At 70.2% G+C, this 26,295-nt stretch carries 20 protein-coding genes, 1 tRNA gene and 1 pseudogene; 11 read left to right on the top strand and 11 right to left on the bottom strand.

Going from position 1 to position 26,295, the window contains the following annotated elements:
• The first annotated feature begins 135 nt into the window (after nucleotides 1–135).
• The 4 genes and pseudogenes from RT2_RS14430 to RT2_RS14415 form a co-directional block, all read left to right on the top strand.
• Complete coding sequence (locus RT2_RS14430; RefSeq protein ID WP_072845479.1) at nucleotides 136–756, top strand: LysE family translocator; 621 nt, start codon at nucleotides 136–138, stop codon at nucleotides 754–756.
• Between the two features lie 168 nt (nucleotides 757–924).
• Nucleotides 925–2,157 (top strand): L,D-transpeptidase, encoded by a 1,233-nt coding sequence (locus RT2_RS14425; RefSeq protein WP_072845478.1) that lies wholly within the window; start codon nucleotides 925–927, stop codon nucleotides 2,155–2,157.
• 121 nt (nucleotides 2,158–2,278) lie between these two features.
• Entirely contained in the window at nucleotides 2,279–2,932 is a 654-nt protein-coding gene (locus tag RT2_RS14420) for an NAD(P)H-binding protein (RefSeq protein WP_072845477.1), read from the top strand.
• Nucleotides 2,933–3,197: 265 nt separating this feature from the next.
• Nucleotides 3,198–4,499: pseudogene (locus RT2_RS14415) on the top strand (HNH endonuclease signature motif containing protein); the annotation flags it as partial.
• 329 nt (nucleotides 4,500–4,828) lie between these two features.
• Here the strand turns inward: RT2_RS14415 and RT2_RS26460 are convergent.
• Together RT2_RS26460 and RT2_RS14405 are read right to left on the bottom strand one after the other, a co-directional pair.
• Nucleotides 4,829–5,104, bottom strand: coding sequence for a DUF1905 domain-containing protein (locus tag RT2_RS26460; protein ID WP_072845476.1), 276 nt, complete (start codon nucleotides 5,102–5,104; stop codon nucleotides 4,829–4,831).
• 84 nt (nucleotides 5,105–5,188) lie between these two features.
• On the bottom strand, nucleotides 5,189–7,210 hold the full coding sequence (locus RT2_RS14405) for a CocE/NonD family hydrolase (protein WP_083577382.1): 2,022 nt from the start codon (nucleotides 7,208–7,210) through the stop codon (nucleotides 5,189–5,191).
• Between the two features lie 311 nt (nucleotides 7,211–7,521).
• Between RT2_RS14405 and RT2_RS14400 the strand changes: the two genes are divergently transcribed.
• From RT2_RS14400 to RT2_RS14390, 3 genes are all read left to right on the top strand, one after another.
• Entirely contained in the window at nucleotides 7,522–8,319 is a 798-nt protein-coding gene (locus RT2_RS14400) for a PaaX family transcriptional regulator C-terminal domain-containing protein (protein WP_072845474.1), read from the top strand.
• 203 nt (nucleotides 8,320–8,522) lie between these two features.
• Nucleotides 8,523–12,413: a Pls/PosA family non-ribosomal peptide synthetase gene (locus tag RT2_RS14395; protein WP_072845473.1), complete on the top strand. Its 3,891-nt coding sequence runs from the start codon at nucleotides 8,523–8,525 to the stop codon at nucleotides 12,411–12,413.
• Between the two features lie 2 nt (nucleotides 12,414–12,415).
• Nucleotides 12,416–13,756 (top strand): M1 family metallopeptidase, encoded by a 1,341-nt coding sequence (locus RT2_RS14390; RefSeq protein WP_072845548.1) that lies wholly within the window; start codon nucleotides 12,416–12,418, stop codon nucleotides 13,754–13,756.
• 19 nt (nucleotides 13,757–13,775) lie between these two features.
• On the opposite strand, the gene RT2_RS14385 is transcribed toward RT2_RS14390, so the two are convergent.
• Nucleotides 13,776–14,408, bottom strand: coding sequence for a TetR/AcrR family transcriptional regulator (locus tag RT2_RS14385; protein ID WP_072845472.1), 633 nt, complete (start codon nucleotides 14,406–14,408; stop codon nucleotides 13,776–13,778).
• Between the two features lie 124 nt (nucleotides 14,409–14,532).
• Between RT2_RS14385 and RT2_RS14380 the strand changes: the two genes are divergently transcribed.
• Genes RT2_RS14380 through RT2_RS14370 form a run of 3 tightly spaced genes read left to right on the top strand, consistent with a single transcriptional unit; the run spans nucleotide 14,533 to nucleotide 17,305 of the window.
• Nucleotides 14,533–15,714, top strand: a complete 1,182-nt coding sequence (locus RT2_RS14380; protein WP_072845547.1) for a phosphotransferase family protein — start codon at nucleotides 14,533–14,535, stop codon at nucleotides 15,712–15,714.
• Entirely contained in the window at nucleotides 15,711–16,874 is a 1,164-nt protein-coding gene (locus tag RT2_RS14375; protein ID WP_072845471.1) for an Rv3169 family protein, read from the top strand. Before RT2_RS14380 ends, RT2_RS14375 begins: the two co-directional genes overlap by 4 nt.
• Nucleotides 16,871–17,305 (top strand): tyrosine-protein phosphatase, encoded by a 435-nt coding sequence (locus RT2_RS14370; RefSeq protein WP_083577381.1) that lies wholly within the window; start codon nucleotides 16,871–16,873, stop codon nucleotides 17,303–17,305. Before RT2_RS14375 ends, RT2_RS14370 begins: the two co-directional genes overlap by 4 nt.
• Before the next feature lie 19 nt (nucleotides 17,306–17,324).
• Here the strand turns inward: RT2_RS14370 and RT2_RS14365 are convergent, their stop codons facing one another.
• From RT2_RS14365 to RT2_RS14350, 4 genes are all read right to left on the bottom strand, one after another.
• Entirely contained in the window at nucleotides 17,325–18,557 is a 1,233-nt protein-coding gene (locus tag RT2_RS14365) for an MFS transporter (protein WP_245709136.1), read from the bottom strand.
• A gap of 62 nt (nucleotides 18,558–18,619) precedes the next feature.
• Nucleotides 18,620–19,270: a GntR family transcriptional regulator gene (locus RT2_RS14360; protein WP_072845469.1), complete on the bottom strand. Its 651-nt coding sequence runs from the start codon at nucleotides 19,268–19,270 to the stop codon at nucleotides 18,620–18,622.
• A 109-nt stretch (nucleotides 19,271–19,379) separates the two neighbouring features.
• Nucleotides 19,380–19,577 carry a hypothetical protein gene (locus RT2_RS14355; RefSeq protein ID WP_072845468.1) on the bottom strand — a complete coding sequence of 66 codons (198 nt, stop codon included), beginning with the start codon at nucleotides 19,575–19,577 and terminating at the stop codon, nucleotides 19,380–19,382.
• Nucleotides 19,578–19,776: 199 nt separating this feature from the next.
• Nucleotides 19,777–20,199, bottom strand: a complete 423-nt coding sequence (locus RT2_RS14350; RefSeq protein WP_072845467.1) for a DUF2752 domain-containing protein — start codon at nucleotides 20,197–20,199, stop codon at nucleotides 19,777–19,779.
• 128 nt (nucleotides 20,200–20,327) lie between these two features.
• Between RT2_RS14350 and RT2_RS14345 the strand changes: the two genes are divergently transcribed.
• The gene (locus RT2_RS14345; protein WP_072845466.1) at nucleotides 20,328–20,693 is read left to right on the top strand and encodes a PH domain-containing protein; all 366 of its coding nucleotides are present in this window, start codon (nucleotides 20,328–20,330) and stop codon (nucleotides 20,691–20,693) included.
• A gap of 263 nt (nucleotides 20,694–20,956) precedes the next feature.
• Here the strand turns inward: RT2_RS14345 and RT2_RS14340 are convergent, their stop codons facing one another.
• The 4 genes from RT2_RS14340 to topA all read right to left on the bottom strand — a co-directional run bounded on the left by RT2_RS14340 (nucleotide 20,957) and on the right by topA (nucleotide 26,197).
• Complete coding sequence (locus RT2_RS14340; protein ID WP_072845465.1) at nucleotides 20,957–21,259, bottom strand: hypothetical protein; 303 nt, start codon at nucleotides 21,257–21,259, stop codon at nucleotides 20,957–20,959.
• 523 nt (nucleotides 21,260–21,782) lie between these two features.
• A tRNA-Thr gene (locus RT2_RS14335) sits at nucleotides 21,783–21,855 on the bottom strand.
• Nucleotides 21,856–21,950: 95 nt separating this feature from the next.
• On the bottom strand, nucleotides 21,951–23,144 hold the full coding sequence (locus RT2_RS14330) for a DNA polymerase III subunit delta' (protein WP_072845464.1): 1,194 nt from the start codon (nucleotides 23,142–23,144) through the stop codon (nucleotides 21,951–21,953).
• Between the two features lie 47 nt (nucleotides 23,145–23,191).
• Nucleotides 23,192–26,197 (bottom strand): type I DNA topoisomerase, encoded by a 3,006-nt coding sequence (gene topA / locus RT2_RS14325; RefSeq protein WP_072845463.1) that lies wholly within the window; start codon nucleotides 26,195–26,197, stop codon nucleotides 23,192–23,194.
• Nucleotides 26,198–26,295 lie beyond the last annotated feature (98 nt).

The raw sequence follows: 26,295 nt of genomic DNA, 5'->3' as shown, positions 1-26,295 counted from the left end.
CCCGCCGGCGGCCAACTTCGACGGAACCGAAAACATCTGCACAGCAAGGTTTTTCGTAGGCGCTCCGAAACCAGGGCGCCCGCTGCGGAGAAACCCGTTTGAGTACGGGTCTGCGGATGCGCTTTCCTTCTCGCCATGACCGCCGCCACCCTGCTCAGCTTCGCGGGCGTCTGCCTGCTCCTGTCGATCATGCCCGGGCCGGACTCGTTCCTGGTGCTGCGTTACAGCGTCGGCGGCACCCGCCCGGGCCTCGCCGCGGCGGCGGGCGTCGCCGTCGGCTCCCTGGTGTGGGCGGCCGTGGTCGCTCTCGGACTCGCGGCGCTGCTCGAGCAGTCCGCGACCGCGTACCGGGCGCTGAAGATCGCGGGCGGGCTGTACCTGGTCTACCTCGGGGTGCGGGCGCTGCTCCGCCGTCGGGCCGTGGGCGGCGGGCCGGCGGAGCCGGTGGCCGTGTCCACGGGTTCGGCGTTCGGCGCCGGAGTGCTGTCCTGCGCCCTGAACCCGAAGGTCGGCCTGTTCTACCTGGCGGTGGTCCCCCAGTTCCTCGGGCACGTGACCTTCGGCGCGGCCATGACCCTCGGCGCGGTCGAGGCCGTCGTCGCGCTACTGGTGATGGGCGGCTTCGCGGTTGCGGCCTCGCGGCTGGTCACCCTGCTGCGACGGCCTCGGGTGTCGGCCCGACTCGAGTCCGCCAGCGCCGGGATCCTGGCGGCGCTCGGCGTCGGCACCCTCGTCTCGGCGGCGGGCCCCGCCTGACCACTCTCGGGCGGAGCCTCGGGGCAGTTCGGCTTCTGTGTCTCCACTCTCACCCTCGCCTCAGGAAACGCGCGAGGGGACGGGCGCCGATATCGTTGTACGCATCGGTGCCAGGCACCGTACGCACCGGGCGGCCGCCCTGACCGCCCGAGCAGCTCAGGAGGAATCTTGCTCACGCAGTCACTGCGGCGATCGATCGGCGCGGCGTGCATCGCCCTGGCGACGACCCTCGCCGCCGGGTGCACCATCTCCGCCGACGACAACGGCGACGCCAACGCCTCGCCGACCGCCACCGTCAGCGCCGCCGTCGTCTCGATCACCCCCGCCGATGACGGCGACCCGGTCAGCCCGCTCAGCCCGGTCCGCGTCGACGTCGCCCAGGGCACTCTCACCTCGGTGACGCTGACCAATCCCGACGGCAAGGTCATTCCCGGCATCACCACACCGGACGGCACGTCGTGGAAGCCGAGCGAGCCGCTCGGCTACGGCAAGACCTACACCCTCGACGTGGCGGCCGCGGACGCGAACGGCGTCCCCACCTCGAAGAACAGCACCGTCACCACACTCGACCCCGGCAACCAGACCAAGGCGTACCTGCGCACCACCGGCGGCGCCGAGATCCGCGACGGCGGCACCTACGGCGTCGGCATGGTCACGGTGGTGCACTTCGACGAACCGATCGGCGACCGCGTCACGGCCGAGAAGTCGCTGACCGTCACCACCACTCCCCCGGTAAAAGGTTCCTGGTACTGGCTCGACGACCAGAACGTGCACTGGCGGCCGCAGCAGTACTTCGCGCCGGGCACCCAGGTCACGGTGAACGCAGACATCTACGGTGCGCAGCTAGGCAACGGCCTCTACGGCCAGGAGGACGACAAGGTCTCGTTCCGGATCGGCGACTCGCACGTCTCGATCGCGGACGACAACACCAAGATCGTCACGGTGTACGAGAACGGCCAGGTGGTCCGCGAGATGCCGACCTCGATGGGCCGGGGCGGCACCGAGACCATCGGCAACACCACGCTCCACTTCTGGACGCAGCCCGGCACCTACACCGTGCTGGACAAGGCCAACCCGGTGATCATGGACTCCTCCACCTACGGCCTGCCGATCAACTCGCGGCTCGGCTACAAGGAAACCATCAACTGGGCCACCCGGATCAGCAACGACGGCATCTACCTGCACGAGCTGGAGAGCAGCGTCTGGGCGCAGGGCAACACCAACACCTCACACGGCTGCCTGAACCTCAACCCGGCGAACGCGCAGTGGTTCTACAACTTCTCCCAGCCCGGCGACGTAGTGGAGATCCGCAACACCGGCGGTGAGCCGCTCGACGTGTGGCAGAACGGCGACTGGGGCGTGCCGTGGGACCAGTGGGTCGCGGGGAGCGCGCTGAGCTGAGCTGAGCCTGGCCGGGGCGCGGATCCTCGCCGAGCCGGGCGCGGCGGCCGCCACTGTGCTGCACTGGAGGCCCACCCCCGGACACCTGCCGGACCGCCGGCAGCGACGACAAGGACGCGGCATGGCACGGATCGTGATCATCGGCGGACACGGCAAGATCGCCCTGCACCTGGCACGGATCCTCACCGGCCGGGGCGACCAGGTGACCGCGGCCATCCGAGATCCGGCGCAGGTCGCCGATGTCGAGGCCATCGGCGCAGGGGCCGTCGTTGCCGACGTGGAGCACCTCGACACGGAGGCGATCGCCGAGGTCCTCCGGGGCCATGACGCGGTCGTGTGGTCGGCCGGGGCGGGCGGTGGCAACCCGGACCGCACCCTTGCCGTCGACCGGGACGCCGCGATCCGCTCGATGGACGCCGCCGCCCGGGCTGGCGTCGACCGGTACGTCATGATCTCGTACCTCGGTGCGCGGGTGGATCACGGTGTCCCGTCGGACAACTCGTTCTTCGCCTACGCGGAGGCCAAGGCGGCCGCCGACGAGTACCTGCGCGGCACCGACCTGTCCTGGACCATCCTCGGACCCAGCGCTCTGACCCTCGACCCGGCTACCGGCCGGATCGAGACGGGTCCGGACCTCGACGCGCGAAGCGTGACCCGCGAGGACGTCGCGCGGGTGGCCGCCGCGGCGTTGTTGCGGCCGGGCACCGCGGGCAGGTTCATCGGGTTCAACAACGGGGACACCCCGATCGACGAGGCGCTGGAGGCGTTGGGCTGAGGCACCTCCGGCGCCCCGACCCTGGCCCTGCCCAGCGCCGGGCGTCCGCCATGGCCGCAGGCGGCCTCGGAGGTCTCCGAAGTGGCGCTGGAAGCACGGCCGGACATCCTCGACAGAGACTTCCACGAGGGTCGCGCCGTAGGTGCACACCCGTCTCGTGCGCACTTTTGGTTGCCAGAGCAAGAAAGAGCACTCACAGGCCGAAGGCCTTTCACCAGGCGAAACATCGTTGTTATCGAATGTGCGTGCGAGTAGAATTCAATGTATGAAACTCGACGCCATGCTCACCGACCCCGCCGGGGTCGAGGCATGGCGACTCGACGAAACCGAGCTCGCGTCGGCGGTCCCGGAACTGTCGGAAAAGATCCTCGAACTCGAAGCCCTCCGCGTCCGGTTGGTCCACGAGGCCGACCAGCGGTGCCTCGCGAACCACCTCGGTGCCGCGGACACCGCCTCCTGGCTCGCCGACGCCACCCACATGACCGCCGGCCACGCGGGCAGGATCGTCCGGCTCGGCCGCGAACTGCCCCTGCACCCGCATATGGCCGCCGCACTGGACGCCGGCCGGATCGAACTCGGGCACGTGCAGGTGATCGTCAACTTCCTCGCCAGACTCGAAAGACTCACCGTCGACCAGCCGGTCGCGTCCATAGAGACCGACTGGGAGCGCCCCGACCCCGAAAGCGCACGACCCGACGACTGCCAGGCCTACCTCCTCATCACCGCCCGCCTCGAGAACGTCACCGTCCTGCGACGGCGAGCCCGCGCGTTGGAGTTGCTCCTGCAACTCGACGGGACCGTGCCACCCGACGGCGAGAACCCGGAACTCAACGAGTTCTTCGCCAGCGCCACCCTCGGCGGGCGGGTGCACGTGACAGGCAGCTTCGACGCCGAGACCGGCGAAGCCCTCCAAACCGCGTTGTCAGGTTTGTGCAAGCCGCACCCGAGCACCGACGACGACGGGCACCCGATCCGCGACCCCCGCACCGCCGCCAAGCGCCGCGCCGACGCCCTCGAACACATCATCCGCGGACACCTCGACAACGCACGCGGACCGATGGAAGGTGGGGAACGGCCCCACGTCACCGTCACCATCGACGTCGGCGCCTTGAGAGACGCGGTCGCCGCGACGGCGCCGACATCCGCGACCGGGGCCTGGTCCGGGAACGACTGGGACTACCACTCCGACAACGCAACCGGCCCAGTTGGCGGCGAACGCCGCGGCGGCTGCGCGGATGTCAGGCCACCGCGGCACTACCGCCGACGCCGCCACGCCACCATGCCCTGGGCCGGACCGATCTCCGCGGCCGTCGCCGCCCGCATCTCCTGCGACGCCCAGGTCACCCCGATCTTCGTCGACCGGGGCGGCAACCCCCTCGACGTCGGCCGCACCACCCGCGTCATCTCCCCGAAACTGCGGAAAGCGTTGGTGGCGCGGGACTGCGGCTGCGCCTTCCCCGGCTGCGGACGCCCCGCCGCCTGGACCGACGCCCACCATATTTGGCATTGGTCCAAGGGCGGCCCGACCGCCCTGTCGAACCTGGTGCTGCTCTGCAAGAAGCACCACACCATCATCCACAGGAACCACTGGTCCGTGCAGATCGAATCGGACGGGTTCCCGCCCCCAAGCACTTCGTGCAGGGGGGACCCCCAGGTTCACCCCACCCGCCTGGGTGGACCCGTTGCGAAGACCGAGGCCGGCCCACAACCGGCGCGCGATCCCTGGAGTCTGACCCGCAGGCACAGACCCGGTACGTCACCAAGCGATGACCTGCACCCACCACAACCGGACCGGTTGTGGTCGAGACACACTCGGCCACAACCGGTCTGCACTGTTTCGACACTAACCGATGACAGAACCCAGCCCGCGTCGGGGACAAACCTTCTCGCTCGACCTCAGTCCTCCACGATCCGCTCGGTCAGCCGAACCGTCACCGTCGCCCCGGCCTCCTTGCCGATGGCCCGGCGGACCTCCGTCTTGACCGGCAGCTTGTGCGTGCCGTCGCCCATAGCCATGAACGAACTGCGGAACGGGTGACCGTCGACGGTGCCGCTGACCTTCACCAGGCCCCGGGTACCGAAGAACTCCACCGACTGCGGCCACACCACGTACGTCCAACCGCCCTTGTTCGGGCTCTTCTGCAGTACCGCCGTGAACTCCTGGTCCAACATCGGATCTCCTCCCAGCCTGTCGACCGCCTACCTACGACAGCTTCCACCGAGGTAGACCCGCCGGCGCGCGCAAACTCATCGACCTCAGCGGATCGGCGTGCCGACCGGGACGTTGACGAAGCTGGGCGCGTTCGGATCCAGCACCAAACGCTGCGACTCCAGGCCGCTCTCGTCGAGCAGCGGCCGAAGCAACAAACCCTTGGGGAAGTTGGCGGCGTACACGTCGACCCTGAGCCGGTGGCCGGGGGCCAGCACCGCATCGGTGGCGGTCAGACCCACGTCCAATGCGAGCGGCTGCCCGGGAACCACGGGCTGCCGGCTGTCCAGAGTCAGCCGGTAGAACGGATCCGTGAAGTCTCCGTTCGCCGCCTTCCCGCTCTTCGCGTCGTCGATCGCACGCAGCGACGACGTGAGCTGTCCGCTGGTGAGCACCGTCGAAGTCCCGTCCGGCGCAACGTCGTTGAGGGTGGCGGCCCAGTAGCCGTCGGTGGCGTCGAGCACGGTGTTCAGGTGCACGTTCACCGAGCCGGAGATCTCCGTCCGGACGGTGACCGGCTCGCTGGTGAAGCTGAGCGCGTTCTGCTGACTGAACCTCGAGTCCTTGCCGCAGGCGTCGAGTACCGCCGTGATGCCGATCGTCTGCTGCGCGGAGTCCCGTGAGCAAAGCGTCGCCAGGCCCGGCGCGACCGTCAGTGTCGCGCCGTCGGCGGGCTTGGTGGCCACCAGGCTGCCGTCGTGGACGCTGCCGTTCGCGGTGCCGCTCGACCGCGCGTCGAGGTACATCCGCTGATGCGTCATGCCCGACCGCGGGAACTGGTCGGTGCTGGTCCAGCCGCCGCCCTGCTGGTAGAGGGTGGCCGGGCCGTAGCTGTCGATCCCGTTGTCGATGCCCTTGAGCCAGCGGTCGAACCAGGCGCGCTGCAGCACGTCGAGCCGCGGCGGGTTGCCTGGCTCACCGAACGCGGAGCCGAAGCTCAGGTGGTAGGTGTCGCCCATGATCAGCTGCTTCTGGCCGGGTGGCAGCGGGATGGCGTTGTAGATCTTCGGCTCGCTGTTGGCGAAGATGTCGTGCCACCCGCCGTAGACCATCGTCGGGGCGGTGATGTTCTCCGGACTCGAGGCCAGGTCGCGGCGCAACGAGCTGCCTTCCGCGAGAAGCGTTTTCAGATCCGGCGTGACGGCGTCGACACTCGGCACGGTGAGGGCGTTGAGCAGCAGCGGCACGAAGGTGAGCGGGTCGGACTGCCGGTCCGCCAACCATTTCCAGTCGAAGGTCCCGTTGAGGAGCGACTGCACGTCCGGAAGCCACTTCGTCCCGTTGACCGCGGCCAGCCACACCGGCATGAAGCCGATGCCGATGCCGCCACCCGGCGCGACCACGTCACGCAGGATGTCGCCGCCGGGCTCGATCGGGACGATGGCCTTCAGCGCGGCCGGACGCTTGCTCGCTGCCTGCACCTGGTTGATCGCGGAGTAGGACACCCCGTTCATGCCGACCTTGCCGTCCGACCACTGCTGCTTCGACGCCCAGTCGATGGTCTCGAGAGTGTCCTGCTGCTCCCGGGACTGGAAGACCTGCCAGGTTCCCTGCGAGAAACCGGTCCCGCGAACGTCGACGACCACCTGGGTGTAGCCGCTCTGGATCAGTTTGGGGTCGACGCTGAACGTCCGCAGTCCGCCGCCGGAGGCCGTCTTGATCAGGTCGGCGAGACCACTGACCGGGGTACCCGACAGGTTCAGGCTCCGGGCGAAGTCCATGATCGGCTCGCCGAGCTGCGGGACCGAGAGCGCCGCGTTCGCGACCGCCGAGACCAGCTTCGTGTACGGGGTTATGTTGACGACGACCGGCGTCTTCGTGTCCACGGCCCGTCCGGACGCGTCCGCCGGCCGGTACACATTGGCCTTGAGCACCACCCCGTCGCTCATGGTGATCGGCACATCCCACTCGGTGTGCACGCCGGGGTACTGCTGCGGGCCGTCGGTGGTCTCGGTCCATTGCGCGCCGAGGCTCCCTCCGTCCGGGGTGACGGCCGCGGCCGGGGGTGCGAGCGGCAGCGCCAGCAGTACCCCGACTGCGGTCACCAACGCGGCCTTTGCCACCTTCACGGTCAACGTCTCTCCCCTGTCGACGAACGGACAGCCCGCTCGCCGAAGCCGGAACAACCCACGATTCGGGCGCCAACCTGCGAGGACGGACAGTACCGCGAAACACTAGGCGTGGATTAGCGGTTAACTTTTACAGTGTAACGAAGCTCACAGATCGCCACTCGCCTCGCTGTTGTAGATGCGTAATTCAGATTGCGGCCGTATACCGTTGTTCTGCCGGATACGGGCGCCGCGCAACACCCGAACCGACGGAGACCTGGACAAATGCGACGATTCGAGAACCTGCCGCGGCGGCAGCGGGAGGGAACGCCATGACCGAGGCGGGGGCGAGCGACAGCGGACAGCTCACACTTCGACGGCTCACCGCACGCTCGGTGGTGCTCAGCGTCCTGCTGAGCCTGCACCCCCCGGCGCTTGCCGTGCGCGACCTCGTCCGGGCGGTCGAGATGTTCGACATCTCCGAGTCCGCGCTGCGGGTGGCACTGACCCGCATGGTCGCCGCGGGCGACCTCGAGCGCGCCGACCACACCTACCGACTCAGCCGCCGACTGCTGGACCGTCAGCGCCGCCAGGACGAAGCGATTGCACCGAAACTTCTTCCGTGGCAAGGCGACTGGGACATCGCCGTGATCACCACCACCGGCCGGAGCGCCGCAGACCGCGCCGCCCTTCGAGCCGACCTCGACCTGCAGCGCCTCGGCGAGGTCCGCGAGGGCGTGTGGATGCGTCCGGCGAACCTCAGCCAGGAGTGGCCGCCGCACCTGGACAGTCAGATCCGCAGGTTCACCGGTCGGCCGAACGAGGACCCGCAGGGCCTGGCCCGCGACCTGTGGGACCTGGACGGCTGGGCCAGGGCCGCCGAGGAACTCCTCGCCCTGTTCGGCGAGGCAAGTCGGCGCGTGGATCGCTTCACCGTCACCGCGGCGAGCATCCGCCACCTACTGCGCGATCCGGCACTGCCGCCCGAGCTGCTGCCGTCGACCTGGTCGGGTCCCGCGCTGCGCTCCGCCTGCGCCGCCTACGAGGCCGAATTCCTCGCCCTGCGGGCCACCGCCGTCCATCCCGGGGCCACCGCCTCGACCCCGCGCGCTTCCACCGCCGCCGAGTAGCGGCTCTCGGTCACCGGACGACGGGCCCCGCCGTCGGATCTGGCACCGCCGACCCGGGCAATCACCGGCGTAATCTGCACACATGCCGCGGCGCGGTAGCCGAGTCGTTCCGCGCCCGCAGCTGAGACCTGTTCACCAACTCGACAACTTGCCATGGGATAACGAAGCGACAGCCAGCCGACTTAAGAGAAGGACCCCCGGGTTTGCAACTCCAGTCACAGACGGACCGATCCGAGCTGATCCCTCCGACCTTCCTGCGTTCGTCGTCGGCGCCCGCACCGCGCACCCTCGTCGATATCGTCACCGCGACCGCCGAGACGTTCCCGGACGCACCCGCCATCGACGACGGTCACGTCACGCTGAGCTACGCCGAACTGCTCGACGAGATCTGGGAGGGCGCACGGCGACTCGGCGAGGCCGGGGTCGGCGGCGGCGACCGGGTGGGTATCCGGATGCCGTCCGGCTCCCGCGACCTCTACCTTGCGATCCTGTCCGTGCTCGCGGCCGGCGCGGCCTACGTGCCGGTGGACGCCGACGACCCCGAGGAGCGGGCCGAACTGGTGTTCGGCGAGGCCCAGGTGACCGCGGTCCTCACCGGGGGCCGGCCGCTGCCGGGCACCGCGCCGAGCCGCGAGGTCCCCGCCACGCCGCGCCCGCCGACCCTCGGCGACGACGCCTGGATCATCTTCACCTCGGGCTCCACCGGCACCCCCAAGGGCGTCGCCGTCAGCCACCGCAGCGCCGCCGCGTTCGTCGACGCCGAGGCCCGGATGTTCCTGCAGCAGGAGCCGATCGGCCCCGGTGACCGGGTGCTGGCCGGTCTGTCCGTCGCCTTCGACGCCTCCTGCGAGGAGATGTGGCTGGCCTGGCGGCACGGCGCCTGCCTGGTCCCCGCTCCCCGCGCGCTGGTCCGCAGCGGCATGGACCTCGGCCCGTGGCTGGTCTCCCGCGACGTCAGCATCGTCTCCACCGTCCCGACCCTCGCCGCGCTGTGGCCCGCCGAGGCGCTCGAGGCGGTACGGCTGCTGATCTTCGGCGGCGAGGCCTGCCCGCCGGAACTGGCCGAACGCCTCGCCGTCGAGGGCCGCGAGGTGTGGAACACCTACGGCCCCACCGAGGCCACCGTGGTCGCCTGCGCCGCGCCGATGGACGGCGTCGGCCCGGTCCGCATCGGGCTGCCGCTCGACGGCTGGGACCTGGCCGTGGTGGACGCCGACTCCGTCCCGGTTGCGGTCGGCGAGGTCGGCGAGCTGGTGATCGGCGGCGTCGGGCTGGCCCGGTACCTCGACCCCGCCAAGGACGCCGAGAAGTACGCGCCGATGCCCTCGCTCGGGTGGGACCGCGCCTACCGCAGCGGTGACCTGGTCCGACTGGACCCCGAGGGGCTGCTGTTCCAGGGCCGCGCCGACGACCAGGTCAAGCTCGGCGGCAGACGCATCGAGCTCGGCGAGGTGGACAACGCGCTGCAGAACCTGCCGGGCGTCAGCGGCGCGGCCGCGGCGGTCCGCAAGACCGCCGCCGGGCACTCGATCCTGGTCGGCTACCTGGCCAGCACCGACCCCGACTTCGACGTGGCGGCCGCCCGCACCCTGCTCGCCGAGCAGCTGCCGGCCGCGCTGGTGCCCCGGTTGGCGCTGCTCGACGAGCTGCCCACCCGCACGTCCGGGAAGGTGGACCGGGCCGCCCTGCCCTGGCCGCTGCCCGGCGCCGGACCCGAGGACGCCGCGACCGCCGCGGGACTCGACGGCACCGCCGCCTGGGTGGCGGGGCTGTGGGCGTCGATCCTCGGCGCGCAGATCACCGGTCGCGACGACGACTTCTTCAACAGCGGCGGCGGCTCGCTGGCGGCCGCGCAGCTGGTGACGGCGCTGCGGGAGCGGTTCCCCGAGGTCACCGTCGCCCAGCTCTACGACCACCCCCGGCTCGGTTCGCTGGCCGACTACCTCGACGAGCTGGCCCCCACCGTCGCGGCCGAGCCCCGGATCGTCGCGCCGACCCCGCGGTCCACCCAGTGGGCGCAGGTGGCGCTGACCGTTCCGCTCACCACGCTGACCGGGCTGCAGTGGGTGACGTGGCTGGCGCTGGTGAACAACGTGCTGGCCTGGTTCGTCGATGTGCCGTGGGCGCCGACGGCGTCCTGGTGGTGGGTGCTGGTCGCCTTCGCGCTGTTCATCAGCCCGGTCGGTCGGATGGCCATCTCCGTCGCCGGGTCCCGGCTGCTGCTGCGGGGCCTGAAACCCGGCACCTACCCCCGCGGCGGGCGCGAGCACCTGCGGCTGTGGGTGGCGCACCGGCTCACCGAGGCCAGCGGCGCCGCGAACCTGTCCGGCGCCCCGTGGATGATCTACTACGCGCGGGCACTGGGGGCCAAGATCGGCCGCGGCGTCGACCTGCACACCCTGCCGCCGGTCACGGGCATGCTCGAGCTGGGCGAGGGCTGTTCGGTGGAGCCGGAGGTGGACCTGTCCGGGCACTGGATCGACGGCGACGTGGTGCACATCGGCGCGATCCGGATCGGCGACGGCGCGGCCGTCGGCGCCCGTTCCACCCTCCTGCCGGGCACCCGGATCGGCAAGAACGCGGAGGTCGCGCCCGGTTCCGCGGTGTTCGGCCGGGTCAAGGCCGGGCAGAGCTGGGCCGGCTCCCCCGCCGTCAAGGTCGGCAAGGCGACACACCCGTGGCCGGAGCAGCGCCCACCCCGCGGCACCCGGTGGGTGCCCGTCTACGGCGCCACCTCCCTGCTGATCTCCGGCCTGCCGATCCTGGCGCTGGCCGCCGGCATCGTGCTGGTCGGATGGGGCGTGCACGACGCCGCCGACCTCGGCGACGCGATGGTGCGGGCGCTGGCCTGGCTGCCCGCGGCGACGCTGCTCGCCCTGTTCGTCTTCGCCGCGGTGACGCTCGCGGCGGTCCGCGCGCTCGGCATCGGCCTGCGCGAGGGCTACCACCCGGTGCGCAGCCGGGTCGGCTGGCAGGTCTGGGCCACCGAACGGCTGCTGGACTCCGCGCGCACCTTCCTGTTCCCGCTGTACGCGAGCCTGCTGACCCCCGGCTGGCTGCGACTGCTCGGCGCAAAGGTCGGCAAGAACGTGGAGGCGTCGACGGTGCTGCTGCTGCCGAAGTTCACCACCGTCGCCGACGGCGCCTTCCTCGCCGACGACACGATGATCGCGTCGTACGAACTCGGCGGTGGCTGGCTGCACATCCAGGAGGCGAAGGTCGGCAAGCGGGCGTTCCTGGGCAACTCCGGGATGGCCGGGCCGGGCCGCCGCGTCCCGAAGAACGGTCTGGTCGCGGTGCTGTCCGCCGCGCCGAGCAAGGCGAAGTCCGGTTCGTCGTGGCTCGGCAGCCCGCCGGTGCGGCTGCGCCGGGCCGTCGACACCTCCGACGCGGCCCGCACGTTCGCGCCGCCGATGCGGCTCAAGATCGCGCGGGCGGTGGTCGAGACCTGCCGGTTGATCCCGGTGACGGTCACCTTCGGCATCGGCCTCGGCGTGCTGTTCGCCCTGCAGGCGCTGGCTGGTGCGGCCGGGTTCGCGGTCGCGGCGCTGCTCAGCGGGCTGGTGCTGCTGGTTGCGGGTGCGGTCGCCGGCGCGGTGTCGGTGGCCGCGAAGTGGCTGGTCGTCGGCCGGATCGGCAAGGTCGAGCATCCGCTGTGGAGTTCGTTCGTGTGGCGCAACGAAGTCTCCGACGCGTTCGTCGAGACCGTCGCCGCGCCCTGGTTCGCGCGGGCCGCCACCGGGACCGCGGTGCTGAACGTGTGGCTGCGTGGCATGGGCGCGCGCATCGGCCGCGGCGTCTGGTGCGAGTCCTACTGGCTGCCGGAGGCGGATCTGGTGACGCTGGGCGACGGCGCGACCGTCGAGCGCGGGTGCGTCGTGCAGACCCACCTGTTCCATGATCGGATCATGTCCATGGACACCGTCACCCTCGGCAACGGCGCCACCCTGGGGCCGCACTGCGTCGCGCTGCCCGCGTCCGGCATCGGCGACGGCGCAACCGTCGGGCCCGCGTCGCTGGTGATGCGGGGCGACACCGTGCCGCCGGGCACTCGATGGCAGGGGAACCCCATCGGCCCGTGGAGCGTGTCCTGATGATGAAGCCGGGAAAGTTCGCCGCCGGCGGTGCCGGCAAATTCTACGAGGAACCAGTCGACGCGTACCTGCCGCAGAACGGCAACCGCGGCTACCGCGTCTCGCGGTACGAACTGGAGCTGACCTACAAGGTGCCCAGCAACCGGTTGGCGGGCAAGGCGTCGATCACCGCGAACGCCACCGAGGTGCGGGCGAAGTTCGCGTTCGACCTCTCCCCCGCGCTGACGGTGTCCAAGGTGACGGTCAACGGCGCACGCCCGGCCAAGTACACCCATCAGCACGGCAAGCTGACTCTCACACCGGCGCAGAAGATCCCGGCCGGCGGGGCGTTGTCGGTGACCGTGCAGTACGCGGGCACCCCCAGCCCGATCCGCAGCATCTGGGGTGAGGTGGGCTGGGAGGAACTGACCGAGGGCGCGATCGTGGCCAGTCAGCCGAACGGCGCCGCGTCGTGGTTCCCGTGCGACGACCACCCCAGTTCCAAGGCCAGCTACCAGATCTCGATCACCACCGACTCGCCCTACTACGCGCTGGCGAACGGCACCCTGCTGCGCAAGCAGACCCGGGCCAGCCACACCACCTGGGTGTACGAGCAGAGCGAGCCGATGGCCACCTACCTCACCACCGTCCAGATCGGGCCGTACGAGCGGCGGCGGGTGCCGTCGGACCAGGTCGCGACGCCCATGCACGCGGTGCTGCCACAGCGGCTGCGGACCCGGTTCGAGCACGACTTCGCCCGGCAGCCGGAGATGATGGACACCTTCGTCCGGCTGTTCGGTCCGTACCCGTTCGCGGACTACACGGTGCTCGTCACCGACGACGATCTGGAAATTCCCGTTGAAGCGCAAGGCATCTCGGTGTTCGGCGCCAACCACTGCGACGGTCGGCGCGGCTCCGAGCGGCTGGTAGCGCACGAGTTGGCGCACCAGTGGTTCGGCAACAGCCTGACGCTGCGGTCGTGGCGCGACATCTGGCTGCACGAGGGTTTCGCGTGTTACGCCGAGTGGCTGTGGTCGGAGAACTCGGGCGGTCCGTCCGCGCAGGAGATCGCCACCCAGGCCCACCTGAACCTGGGCCTGCTGCCGCAGGACCTGCTGCTCGGCGACCCGGGACCGGACCTGATGTTCGACGACCGGGTGTACAAGCGTGGCGCCCTGACCCTGCACGCGCTGCGCCAGGCCCTCGGCGACGGGCCGTTCTTCGACCTGCTCCGGCAGTGGACCGCCCGGTACCGGCACTCGAACGTGACCACCGAGGAATTCACCGACCTGGCAGCGCATTTCACCGACGCACCGCTGCGACCGCTGTGGGACGCCTGGCTCTGGAACAAGATCCTGCCGTAGGCAGGTCAGGCACCACGGGTCACGAGCTCGCCTGCGCCTCGGGGAGGATCCCGTGCAGCACGATGTCGGCCAACGCCTCCGCGACGGGGGCCGGGTCGTCGACGTCACGGACGGACATCGCGAAGATGGCGGCGCCGCCGAGAATGTCGAGAAGCACGTCGACATCGATCCCGTCTCGGATCTCCCCTCGCGCGCTTGCCGATACGAGGCGGCGCTCCAGCTCGGCGCGGACCCCGGCGAGCTGGCGCACCAACAGGACGTCCCGCAACGCCCCGTCGGACCGCAGTTCGCTCATCAGTCCGGGGGCGGCGGCGCGAGTGGCCGGGGCGGCGAAGAGCCTGACCGCACCCTGGACCAGCGCTCGGACCTGGTCGCCCATCGAGCCCTCGTTCCCGAGTTCGGTGTCGATGTCGGCGCCCTGCTCCGTGTCGAGCACCGGGTAGACCGCCTCATTGACGATGTGAGCCTTCGACGGCCAACGCCGATAGATCGTCGGGCGGCCGACCCCCGCGCGGGTGGCGATGGCGTCGATGGAGGTCCCGGCATACCCCTTTTCCACAAGGAGCTGCCTGGTGGCCTCCAGCACCGCCGCGTCGATCGCCGGGTTTCGCAGCGGCCCGAGCCGATGCTGAGCCTCGGATTCCTTCGACATTCTTCTGCAAACCCCTTGCGTCTCAATGTGATGGCCGTTACATTCTGTCACGTCTTTAGTCGATACAAAGTGTATCGACTACTGGCGCGGGCGCATCGGCGCCACCGAACCGCGAGGAGTGGTGATGACCCCTGAGAAAGTAGTCGAAGATCCCGACTACGCCGAATTCGCCCGCCCGGGCGAATCCCGCAACGACCCCGCGGTGATGCGGTCGAGCCTCGAACGCTGGCTCGCAACCGTGCTGGAGCCGAGCGCGGACCCCGCGGTGACCGCGGTCGAGGTTCCGGCTGCGAACGGCATGTCCAACGAGACCGTGCTGTTCGATGCGACCTGGACCGAGGACGGGCGCCGGTCCGAACACCGCCTGGTCGCCCGGATCGCCCCCCGGGCCAGCGCTGTGCCGATCTTCCCGTCCTACGACCTGGACCAGCAGTTCCAGGTCATGCGCGCCGTTGCCACCCACACGTCGGTGCCCATCCCCCGCGTGTACTGGTCCGAGAACACACCCGACGCGCTCGGCGGCGAGTTCTTCGTGATGGAGCGACTTGACGGGGTCGTCCCCCCCGACGTCATGCCCTACACCTTCGGATCCTGGCTGTCCGAGGCCTCGGCCGAGGACCGATCTCGACTCCAGCAGGCCTCGGTCCGGGTGCTCGCAGAACTGCATTCCATGGCCGATCCGCACCGGGTCTGCCCAACCCTGGCCGGCGCCGGCGCAGAACCGACCGGGACGGCGGCACTGCGCGCACACGTCGCCGGGCAGCGGCGCTATTACGAGTGGGTGACCGCCGACGGACCGCGGTCCCCGCTGATCGAGCGGGGATTCGACTGGATCGATGCGAACGTGCCCAACGACGCCGCTCCGGCGGCGCTCTGCTGGGGCGACGCCCGGATCGGCAACATCATGTACCGGGACTTCGAGCCCGCTGCCGTCCTCGACTGGGAAATGGCCACCCTCGGACCGCGCGAGCTCGACCTCGGCTGGATGATCTTCCAGCACAGGTTCTTCGAGGATCTCGCTGCAATGGCCGGCCTCCCCGGAATGCCCGACTTCCTTCGCCGTGACGACGTGGCGGACGCCTACCTGGAGCTGACCGGCCATCGGCCGGCGGACCTGGACTTCTACACCCTCTACGCCGCACTGCGGCACGCAGTGATCATGTTCCGTGTGCAGAGTCGCGCCGTGGCCTTCGGCCAGGCCGAACTGCCGGAGAACCCGGACGAGATGATCCTGCACAAGATGACGCTCGAGGCCATGCTCGATGGCACCTACTGGGCGTCGACCACATCGAAAGGTACCGAATGACCCTGTCCCCGCTCGACGACTACCCGGTGCACCAGATCGCCGAGACAATCCGGCACGTCGGCACGTCCGACCGGAACTTCTACGACCGCTACTACTTCAACTGCCACGCCGGCGTCGACGGCGACAACGAGCCGCTGTTCCTCATCATCGGCCTCGGCCAGTACCCCAATCTCGGTGTGTGCGACGGCTTTGCGGTGCTTCGCCGCGGCGACGACCACATCGTCTTCCGGGCGTCCCGCGCGCTGGGCGACGACCGTATGGACCTGTCTGTCGGACCCCTGCGGATCGAGGTCCTCGAGGGCCTGCACCGCCTGCGAGTAATGCTGGCCCCGAGCCCCGAGGCGCCCGACCTGAGCTTCGACCTCGTCTTCGAGTCCGACGGTCCGGCCAACCTCGAGACCAGGCAGTTCCAGCGCCAACTCGAGCGAGTCACGTTCGACACCCAACGGTTCGTGCAGACCGGCACCTGGTCCGGCTCCCTCACCGTCGATGGCGAGGTCATGCCCGTCACCCCGGACACCTGGCGCGGCAACCGCGACAGATCCTGGGGTGTACGGCCGGTCGGCGAGGCGGAACCGCCTGGGCGCAAAGCGGATCCGGCGCTGACCGGGAGCCAGAACTTCTTCTGGATCTACTCGATCATGCAGTTCGGCGACTACACCATCGTCACGGTCATCCAGGAGGACCAGCAGGGTCGCCGGATGGTCGAGGACGCGACCCGGGTCTGGTCGGACCGCAACCGGGCACCGGAGTGGCTGGGCCGCCCCGACCACGAACTGACCTTCGTTTCGGGTACCCGTGAGGTCGCCGCCGGAACTCTGCACTTCCGACGTCCGGGCGCACCCGGCGAGCCCGACCACACCCTCTCCGTCACCTGCGAACCGGTTCTGCCGAACTACATCGGCGTTGGCACCGGCTACGGCCTCGAGCAGGACTGGCGCCACGGGATGTGGCAGGGCGAACTGGTGGTCCAGGGACAGCGGGAGAAGGTCTCGGAGATCGAGCCGTGGAAGAAGATGCTGTGCCCGGTGGACAACCTGGCCCGGTTCACTGTCACCGAGGACGGCGTGTCCCGCACCGGGGTGGGCCTGTTCGAGGTGGCAGTCATCGGACCCCATCAGCGCTACGGGTTCACCGGGGTCGGTGACGTCGCCCCCTGACGCGCCCGGCGCACGCCGGGTTCGACCACCGTCCGTCGATCCCTTCGGCCGGTCCGGTACTGACGGACATCGCCGCCGGCGACGGCGCGCAGCTCTTCCACTGCACCTCGGGCAAGGACCGCACCGGCTGGACCGCGATGCTGCTGCAGTCGATCGCCGGGGTCCCCGTGCAGACCGTCATGGACGACTACCTGCTCAGCAACACCTATCTCGAGGCGACCAACCAGCGGACGCTGGCCCAGATCACCGGTGCCCTCGGCCCGCAGGCCGCCGCCAACCTGACCCCGGTGCTCGGCGTCGACCAGAGCTTCCTCCAGGCCGGGCTCGACCAGATCACCGAGACCTACGGCACCTTCGACAAGTACCTCACCGAGGGCCTCGGCCTGAGCGAGGAGACCATCGACGCCCTGAAGGACAAGCTGGTCGACTAGGCCTTCTGCCCCAGGCAGGTCAATTCGGTACCTTCGCACGATTCGCGCGCGCATCTCCCCGGGCTCCGGGGAGATGCGCGCGGGACTTTGCCGCCACCAGCACCAGGCTCGACGCCGCGACCACCGCGCCGACGCCGAACAGCATCGGGTAGCTGAAGGTTTCCGGCCACTGCGCCGCCGCCAGGGCCATCGCCGCGGGCACCGCGAACCCGATGTAGGTCAGCGAGTAGAAGACCGCCGTCAGCCCGGCCAGGTCGTCGGGCCGGGCGATCCGCTGGATCTCCTGCAGCCCCGCGACCAGTGCCATGCCGTAGCCGCTGCCGAGCACCGCCGCGGCGAGCAGCGCCAGCGGCACCGTCAGCCGGTCCGCCGCGACGGCTCCGACCGCCATGCCCAGCACCAGGATCCCCAGCGCGACCAGCACGGCGCGGGCGCTCGACGGGGTGTCGATGCGCCGGCCCAGCGCCTGGATCGCGAACCCACACGCCAGCGCGACCACGCACAGCAGCGACGAGAACGCGACCGGCCGGCCCCCGGTGTGCTCGGCCATCAGCGACGGCATCACCGCGTACGCGCAGCTGGCCGCGCCGAACACCCACGGCGCGACCGGTGCGATGACGAACCAGAACCGGCGGTGCGCGGCGGCCGGGATCTTGAGGTCCTGGGCCAACGGTGCCCGGTCGGCGGGCGGGGTCGCCGGACGGCTCTCCGGCGCCCACAGCAACGCGACGCCCGCGGCGAGGGCAAGCACGATGTGCAGCACGTACGCCAGGGCACTCGGCCACGGCGCCCACTGTGCGAGCACCCCGGCCAGGCCGGCGCCGACCGCGAACCCGGCGGTCAGGCTCATCGCGGCCCGGCGCGCACCGGAGCCGCCACCGGCCGTCGTCTCCCACCGGCCGCTCGACAGCTCCTTGAGCCAGCTGCCGCCCACCGCCATGCCGAGGCCGAGTCCGATGCCGCTGAGGATGCGCCCGACGACCAGCAGCAGGGTGCTGTCGGCCCCGACGGCCAGCACCAGCGAGCCCGCCGCGGCGACGAACGGCGCGGGCAGCATCAGCGCCCGTCTGCCGAGCCGGTCCGAGAGCGGGCCACCGACCAGGAGTGCGGGCACGATGCCGAAGACGTACGCGAACAGGAAGGCGTCCACCACCACCGGAGAGAAGCCGTGGTCGAGCCGGTACATCACAAGCAGCGGGGTGAACTGGTTGCCGCCCCAGGCGACCGCGAACATGGCCGCCGCCACCAGCATCCACGGCGGGATCCACCGCCGGCCGGAAGTGGCTGTGTCCCAGCTTTCCTGGACCTGAACGCTCATCGGTCGCCGCCCCGGGGCAGGCCGTGCACCCGGCGCATGTGCTCGCCGACGGCGGTCTCGAACTGCTCGGCCGCACCGGCGTCGATCAGCTCCACCAGCCGCGCGTGGTCGTCGATGATCGACGCCAGCTGCAGCGGGTCGCGGGCCAGGGAGCGTGCGGTCATCCGGCGCTGGCGCTCACGCAGGCCCGCGTAGAAGGTGTCGAGCAGCGGGTTCCCGCCGGCCTGCACGATCAGCCGGTGGAAATCGGCGTCGAGCCCGCTGAACTCGGCGACGTCGCCGGCCGCGGCGACGGCCCGCTGCTCGTCGAGGCCGGCGCGCAACCGCCGGACCAGTTCGGCGCGCGCGGCGGGCGCCGCGGCGACGGCCCGGACCGCGTCGGCCTCGACCAGGCGGCGCGCGGAGACCACGTGCTCGGCTTCGCCGTCCGCGACCGGCACCACCAGCGCCCCGCGCTTGGGGTAGAGCCGCATCCAGCCCTCCGCCTCGAGCCTCAGGAATGCCTCGCGCACGGGGGTTCGGGAGGTGCCCATCTCGGCGGCGATCTCGCCCTCGCTGATCAGCTCGCCGCCAGGCAGCCCGGCGGACAGGATCCGCTCCTTGACCTCGCGGTAGACCTGCTCGGCAGCAGAATGCAACTTAGACACAAGATGTATTTATACGCTCCGAAGCCGCCGTAGCCGCAGGTGAGTATGGTTTTCGGCAGCCCGACCCTGGCCGGGAAGGAAGGCCGCCTCGGCCGGTCGACGACCCGGGTCAGGGCACCCAGTACTTGGCCGCGAGTTCCTCGATCACCGGGTCGCCCTCGGACGCCCCGTCCAGCGCGTTGAGGTCGTCGTCCAGCGAGACCAGTCGCGGATCGTCCTCCTCCGCACCACCCGACGCGTACCCCGTGTCCTCGGTGATCTGGCGGAGCATCTTCTCGCGCACCCGAGCCTTCAGCGAATCGCTCATAGTTGAGCATGGCCCCGCCGCGCGGCGCTGTCGAGTCCCGATCGTTCGACGCTCAGTCGTCGTTCTCGTCCTGCTTGCCGAACGCCCGTCGTGCCAACGGGATCAGCGCTACCAACGCACCGACGAGGACGATCACCGAGAAGATCTGCAGTGCCATCGAGCCACCTCCGAGATTCGACTGCCGGGCCGGTCGGCGCGGTCAGGTCGGCGCGAGCGCCGCACCCCACGGGGTGTTTCGCAGCACCGTGAACACGGCGAGCACCGCAAGCACCGCGACCGTGGCGGGCCGTCCCGACACTAAGCCCGCACCCTCGACCCCGTTCCAACGACGACGCGCCCATCCCCACCATGCCACGACCGCCACCACGGCCAGCGGCAGGACGAACAGGTTGCTCGACAGCGAGGCCGCAACCTCGCCGTGCACGAGGTCGGCGCTCGCCCGCAGACCCCCGCAGGCCGGGCACCACAGTCCGGTCAGTGCGTGGAACGGGCAGACGCCGTAGGCGCCGGGCCGGTGCGGGTCGCGCAGGCACAACAGCGTCGCGGCCGCCGCCGCCCCGGACGCGGCGGCGAGCGGGGCCCGGACCCGTCGCACCCGCGGCCCGTGCTGCGACACCACCATCGGATCACTTCCATTCCGCCGGAATCGGCTGCAAACAGGGTGAGATGACAATAGTCCGAAGGGGCAGGCCCCCTCCGGACGCTCGACCCCGACACCCGCGGCCGCGAACCAGGAGTAGGAGAACACCCATGACCGAACCGATTTACGACAAGTCCGAACAGCTCAAGCAGGTCCAGCAGGGACTGCTCGACGGCGAGACGGTGATCGCGGTGTACGACTGCATCGGCGCGGGCACCGGATTCATCGGCCTGACGAACCTTCGGGTGGTGATCCAGGACAAGAGCTTCGTCGGCAAGCGGACCGCGATCACGTCCATTCCCTACGGGAACGTGCGGTCGGTGTCGTTCCTGAGCAACAAGTCCTGGGCCGGGCAGTTCTTCTCGTCCAGCAGCATCGCGGTGACCGCGGGACCGGACACCTTCGAGGCCGACTTCCGAGGCCTGGACAAGGCACACCACGTCCACTCGGTGATCCTGGACCGGATCACCCGGTAACACACTTGCCCACAGCTGTGGACAACCCTATGCACATCACCCTCCGCGCTGTGGGCAACCTGTGGATGGTTTGCCGAACTCGCGGACGATACTTACCTGACCTGCATTGATGCACTTACCCACACTGTGGATAGTTTTGCAAACACGACATTGCCGGCCGGTGAGCACGCGGTGTCGGAGGTGATCACAATGCGGCCCCGGAGAAGTTGTCCACAGCACCCCCTGTCGTGGACACCTGCCCGGGGCGCGCCACCCGCCGTCGCTCAGTAGCCGTCCGACGGGGCGCAGTTCTGCCACCACCCGGGGCTGCGCTCCGGGTACGGGCAGGTCGTCTCCGGGGGCAGGCTGTCCGGCCCGTTGCCCGTGCCCTCGTCGGGGAACAGGTACGGCCGGTTGTAGTCGTACTGCGGTCCGTAGCCGGGCGGGCTGTGGTCGAAGCCGTCCCCTCGGTCCGCCGCGAAGGCCGGCGCCGCGGCGGTGGTAATCGGCACCACCGCAAGCAGTCCGACGAGCGCGGCCTGTGTCAACAGCCTGGCCGGGCGCCGCGCACCGTGTGAAGTGATCATCGTCGACCCCTCATCCGCAGCCGAATGCCGCGTGAGCCAGGTGCGGCTCGCCTGCTCTCTCGTTTTATACGTTCGACGGCGGAAATGCCGCCCCCAACAGTCTCGCCCTCGCCGGGGAGGACCGGAAGGGCCGGTCTTGAAGTGATCCGGATGTTCCGGGGGCGTCGACTCCCCCGGCGCGGCTCGCGGAGTTGCCGTCGGAAGCCCCGCGCGTTGGGTGAGGCCAGTTGAAAGATTCGAAGTGCGACACCTCTAGGAGTGGGCATGGGATTCGTAGACAAGGCCAAGCTCGCAGCGGACGACATCGCCGGTAAGGCGAAGGAAGCCGTGGGCGGCGCCACGGACGACAAGAAGCTGGGAGAACGAGGGCAAGGCCGACCAGGCGAAATCCAGGCTGAAGGCCGGCGACAACGTCAAGGACGCCTTCACGGACTAGCCGCTCGTCGAGCCCCGAGCACCGGGGCGAACAACCGAGCACGAGAAAGCCCCTCACCTGATGTTCCAGGTGAGGGGCTTTCTGCGGAGCCGCCTGACGGAATCGAACCGTCGACCTTTTCATTACGAGTGAAATGCTCTACCGACTGAGCTAAGGCGGCGTGTCCGACCTTGCGATCGAACCAGCAGGAGTCTAGCGGCATCGGCCCCGGATACGAAAATTGACCCCCACCCCGGCCCCTTCGGCCAGGCTTGCTCAGTTCAGCGCCGCGCCCAACCGGGCCACCATGGCGGCCACCGCGAACCTGGGCTTGACGTTGACGGCGAGCGCTTCCCGGCAGTCCAGCACGGCCTCGATGCAGCGCAGCAGCGCCTCCGGGCTCCCCGCGGCCGCCATCTTCCGCACCTGGTCCGCCTTGTCCGGGTGGTTCGGCTGCGCGTCCGAGCCGAGCGAGACGGCCAGCGCGTCCCGGTAGAGCCCGGCCAGGTCGATCAGCGCGCGGTCCAGGCTGTCGCGTCCGGTCCGCGTCGCCCGCGACTTCTGCCGCCGTTCGAGGTCCTTGAGCGCCCCCGCCGAGCCCCGCAGCGCGCCGGCGGCGCCCTTGCCGGTGCCGCCCGCACCCAGTGCGGTGCGCAGTTCCTCGGTCTCCCGCTCGTCCCTCGACGCGCTCATCTCCTTGGCCTCGGCCTCGGCGGCCCGCACCAGCTCGTCGGCCGCCGCGTAGGCGGTGCCGGGCCGGGTGGCCGCGGACGCCAGGCCCAGGGCCTGGTCCCGCCGAGCACGGGCCTCCGAGTCGGTGGCCAGCCGTCTGGCCCGGCCCACGTGTCCCCCGCTGATCGAGGCCGCCAGCCGCGCGGTCTCCGGGTCCAGTCCGTCCCGCTCGCGCAGCACCCCGGCGATCGCGTCGACCGACGGCGTCACCAGCGCCACGTGCCGGCACCGCGAGCGCAGCGTCACGGAGATGTCCTGCGGGTCCACCGACGGCGCGCACAGCAGGAACACCGTCCGCTCCGGCGGCTCCTCGACGACCTTGAGCAGCGCGTTCGCCGCACCCTCGGTGAGCCGGTCCGCGTCCTCGATCACCACCACCTGCCAGTAGCCGGTGCTGGGGCGGCGGGCGGCGGTGCGCACGATGGCCCGCATCTCCGCGACGCTGATGCTCAGCCCCTCCGGGACCACCCGGCGCACGTCGGCGTGGGTGCCCGCCATGGTGGTGGTGCAGGCGTGGCATTGCCCACAGCCCGGGACGCCGGCGTCGGTGCACTGCAGCGCGGCGGCGAAGCACAGCGCCGCCACCGATCGGCCCGAGCCGGGCGGTCCGGTGAACAGCCACGAGTGCGTCATCAGCGAACCCGCGGACTGCGCGCCGCCGCGTGCCGCCGTCGCGGCGCCCGTCAACTCCGTCTCGACGTGCCCCTGACCGACCAGCCTGTCGAATACTCCTGCCACGCCGCGAGCCTATCGGTCGCCACCGACCGAGCCCGACCCGCGCGCGGTCAGGACTCCGTCGTGGTCGACTTCTTCGCCGGTGCCTTCTTGGCCGCCGTCTTCTTGGCGGCCGTCTTGGTCGCGGCGGCTGTCGTCTTGGTCGCGGCGGTCTTCTTCGCCGCGGCCTTCTTCGCCGGCGCCTTCTTGGCGGCGACCTTCTTGGCCGGTGCCTTCTTCGCGGCGGCCTTCTTGGTGGCCTTCTTCGGCGCCGGCCCACGGGCCCGGCGGTCCGCGAGCAGCTCGGACGCCCGCTCGTCGGTGATCGACTCCACCTCGTCGCCCTTGCGCAGGCTGGCGTTCGTCTCGCCGTCGGTGACGTACGGGCCGAAGCGGCCGTCCTTGATCACCATCGGCTTGTCGGTCGCCGAGTCGTTGCCGAGCTCACGCAGCGGCGGGGTGGCCGCGGCCTGCCGGCCACGACGCTTCGGCTCGGCGTAGATCTTCAGCGCCTCGTCGAGGGTCACCGTGAACATCTGCTCCTCGTTCGCGAGCGAACGGGAGTCGGTGCCCTTCTTCAGGTACGGCCCGTAACGGCCGTTCTGCGCGGTGATCTCTTCCTTCGACTCCGGGTCGACGCCCACCACGCGCGGCAGCGAGAGCAGTCGCAGCGCGTCCTCGAGCGTCACCGTCGCGACGTCCATGGTCTTGAGCAGCGAACCCGTACGCGGCTTGGGTCCGTCCGCCTTCTTCGCGGCCTTCTTCGCGGGCGCCTTCTTGGCGGGGGCCTTGGTCTTGACCGTGCCCTCACCCGCGTCGGCGGTCTCCGCGACCGGCACCGGGACGATGTCCGGCTCCGGCTCGGGTTCCGGCTCCGGCAGGATCTCGGTCACGTAGGGACCGAAACGCCCTTCCTTGGCGACGATCTCGTGCCCGGTCAGCGGATCCACGCCGAGCTTGCGACCGTCCTGCGGGGTGGCGAACAGCTTCTCCGCGTACTCCGGGGTGAGCTCGTCCGGCGGCAGGTCGTCGGGCAGGTTCGCCCGCTGCGAGATCGGATCACCTTCGGGGTCATCGGGATTGACAACCATGCGCTCGAGATACGGCCCGAACCGGCCCACCCGCACGTGCACCTCACGGCCCTCGGAGTCGTCGAAGAGCCGGATCGAGTTGACCTCGCGAGCGTCGATGTCCTCGAGGTTCGTGCCGACCATCTTCTTCAGACCGCCGGAGCGGGCCACCGAACCCTCGGCGCCGTGCTCACCGCCGAAGTAGAAGCCGGACAACCAGTTTCCGCGCTGTTCGCGTCCACCGGCGATCTCGTCGAGGTCGTCCTCCATGCCTGCTGTGAAGTCGAAGTCCACCAGCCGACCGAAGTGCGCCTCCAGCAGACCGATCACCGCGAACGCCACCCACGCCGGCACCAGCGCGCTGCCGCGCTTGTATACGTAGCCGCGGTCCAGGATGGTCTTGATGATCGACGCGTACGTGGACGGCCGGCCGATGCCGAGTTCCTCGAGCGTCTTGATCAGGCTGGCCTCGGTGTAACGGGCGGGTGGGTTGGTGGTGTGGCCGTCCGGGTCCAGCTTGGTGGCCGTGACGGCCTGCCCCGCGACCAGCACCGGCAGCCGGGACTCGGCGTCGTCGGACTGGCCGCCGGCCTCCTCGTCCACGCTCTCCACGTACGCCTTGAGGAAGCCCGCGAACGTGATGGTCCGACCGGACGCCGAGAAGGTGGCCTCCTCCCCGGTTCCCGCGGTGCCGGTGATGCGCAGCGTCAGCGTGGTGCCGCGCGCGTCCTGCATCTGCGAGGCGACGGTGCGCTGCCAGATCAGCTCGTAGAGCTTGAACTCGTCGGTGCCGAGCTGGCTGTGCAGCTGTCCCGGGGTCGCGAAGACGTCGCCGGCGGGGCGGATCGCCTCGTGTGCCTCCTGCGCGTTCTTCACCTTGCGGGTGTACTGACGCGGCGAGGGGCTCACGTACTCGGCGCCGTAGAGCTCGGTGGCCTGGGCCCGGGCAGCGTCGATCGCCGACGACGACAGCGTCGTCGAGTCGGTACGCATGTAGGTGATGTGGCCGTTCTCGTACAGCCGCTGCGCGGTGCGCATGGTGCGCTCGGAGGAGAACCGCAGCTTGCGGGCCGCCTCCTGCTGCAGCGTCGAGGTCATGAACGGCGGGTACGGCTTGCGGGTGTACGGCTTGTCCTCGGCGGACGAGACCGTCAGGTCGACGCCGTGCAGCGCGTCGGCGAGCCGACGGGCCTTGGCCTCGTCCAGCACGGTGACGCCGGTGGACTTGAGCGCGCCGTCCGCGCCGAAGTCGCGGCCGGACGCGACCCGCGCGCCGTCGACGCTGACCAGCCGGGCCCCGAAGCTGCGGGGGCTGGCCTCGGCGCCGGCGTCGAGGGTCGCGGAGATGTCCCAGTACTCCGCGGACCGGAACGCCATCCGCTCGCGTTCGCGCTGCACGATGACGCGGGTGGCCACCGACTGCACGCGGCCGGCCGACAGCCGGGGCATGACCTTCTTCCACAGCACCGGGCTGACCTCGTAGCCGTAGAGGCGGTCGAGGATGCGGCGGGTCTCCTGCGCGTCGACCAGGTCCTGGTCGAGCTCGCGGGTGTCCTCGGCGGCGGCCAGGATGGCGGGCTTGGTGATCTCGTGGAAGACCATCCGGCGCACCGGGATCTTCGGCTTGAGCGTCTCGAGCAGGTGCCAGGCGATGGCCTCGCCCTCGCGGTCGGGGTCAGTGGCGAGGAAGAGTTCGTCGGCGTCCTTGAGCAGGCTCTTGAGCTCGGCGACCTTCGACTTCTTGTCGGGGCTCACCACGTAGAGCGGCTCGAAGTCCTGGTCGACGTTGACGCCCAGCCGCGCCCAGGGCTCGCCCTTGTACTTCGCCGGCACGTCCGCGGCGCCGCGCGGCAGGTCACGGATGTGTCCCACCGACGCCTCGACGACGTAGTCCTTGCCCAGATACGGGGCGATCTTGCGGGCCTTGGTCGGCGACTCGACGATCACGAGACGGCGCGTCTGGCCGGTCGAGGAGTCCCCCGCCGTGTCCTTATCCCGAGCTGCCACCTTGCTGCCTGCACCTTCCTCGACTCGAATGGGCGATCACGTGTCAAGTACTAACAGTGACACACCGCGTGCCCCATCCTTGCAGATCAATCCCGTGT

It is taken from the genome of Rhodococcus tukisamuensis NBRC 100609, assembly GCF_001894985.1.
Lineage (GTDB): Bacteria > Actinomycetota > Actinomycetes > Mycobacteriales > Mycobacteriaceae > Rhodococcus_G > Rhodococcus_G tukisamuensis.
This window is presented reverse-complemented; position numbering and strand designations above follow the sequence as displayed.

What these genes read in the sequence shown, in the direction of transcription:
- RT2_RS14430 (WP_072845479.1), top strand. Translation starts at nt 136, where the DNA reads ATGACCGCCGCCACCCTGCTCAGCTTCGCGGGCGTCTGCCTGCTCCTG.
- RT2_RS14420 (WP_072845477.1), top strand. Translation starts at nt 2,279, where the DNA reads ATGGCACGGATCGTGATCATCGGCGGACACGGCAAGATCGCCCTGCAC.
- RT2_RS26460 (WP_072845476.1), bottom strand. Translation starts at nt 5,104, where the DNA reads ATGTTGGACCAGGAGTTCACGGCGGTACTGCAGAAGAGCCCGAACAAG.
- RT2_RS14400 (WP_072845474.1), top strand. Translation starts at nt 7,522, where the DNA reads ATGACCGAGGCGGGGGCGAGCGACAGCGGACAGCTCACACTTCGACGG.
- RT2_RS14390 (WP_072845548.1), top strand. Translation starts at nt 12,416, where the DNA reads ATGAAGCCGGGAAAGTTCGCCGCCGGCGGTGCCGGCAAATTCTACGAG.
- RT2_RS14385 (WP_072845472.1), bottom strand. Translation starts at nt 14,408, where the DNA reads ATGTCGAAGGAATCCGAGGCTCAGCATCGGCTCGGGCCGCTGCGAAAC.
- RT2_RS14380 (WP_072845547.1), top strand. Translation starts at nt 14,533, where the DNA reads ATGACCCCTGAGAAAGTAGTCGAAGATCCCGACTACGCCGAATTCGCC.
- RT2_RS14375 (WP_072845471.1), top strand. Translation starts at nt 15,711, where the DNA reads ATGACCCTGTCCCCGCTCGACGACTACCCGGTGCACCAGATCGCCGAG.
- RT2_RS14365 (WP_245709136.1), bottom strand. Translation starts at nt 18,557, where the DNA reads ATGCTGGTGGCGGCGGCCATGTTCGCGGTCGCCTGGGGCGGCAACCAG.
- RT2_RS14355 (WP_072845468.1), bottom strand. Translation starts at nt 19,577, where the DNA reads ATGAGCGATTCGCTGAAGGCTCGGGTGCGCGAGAAGATGCTCCGCCAG.
- RT2_RS14350 (WP_072845467.1), bottom strand. Translation starts at nt 20,199, where the DNA reads ATGGTGGTGTCGCAGCACGGGCCGCGGGTGCGACGGGTCCGGGCCCCG.
- RT2_RS14345 (WP_072845466.1), top strand. Translation starts at nt 20,328, where the DNA reads ATGACCGAACCGATTTACGACAAGTCCGAACAGCTCAAGCAGGTCCAG.
- RT2_RS14340 (WP_072845465.1), bottom strand. Translation starts at nt 21,259, where the DNA reads ATGATCACTTCACACGGTGCGCGGCGCCCGGCCAGGCTGTTGACACAG.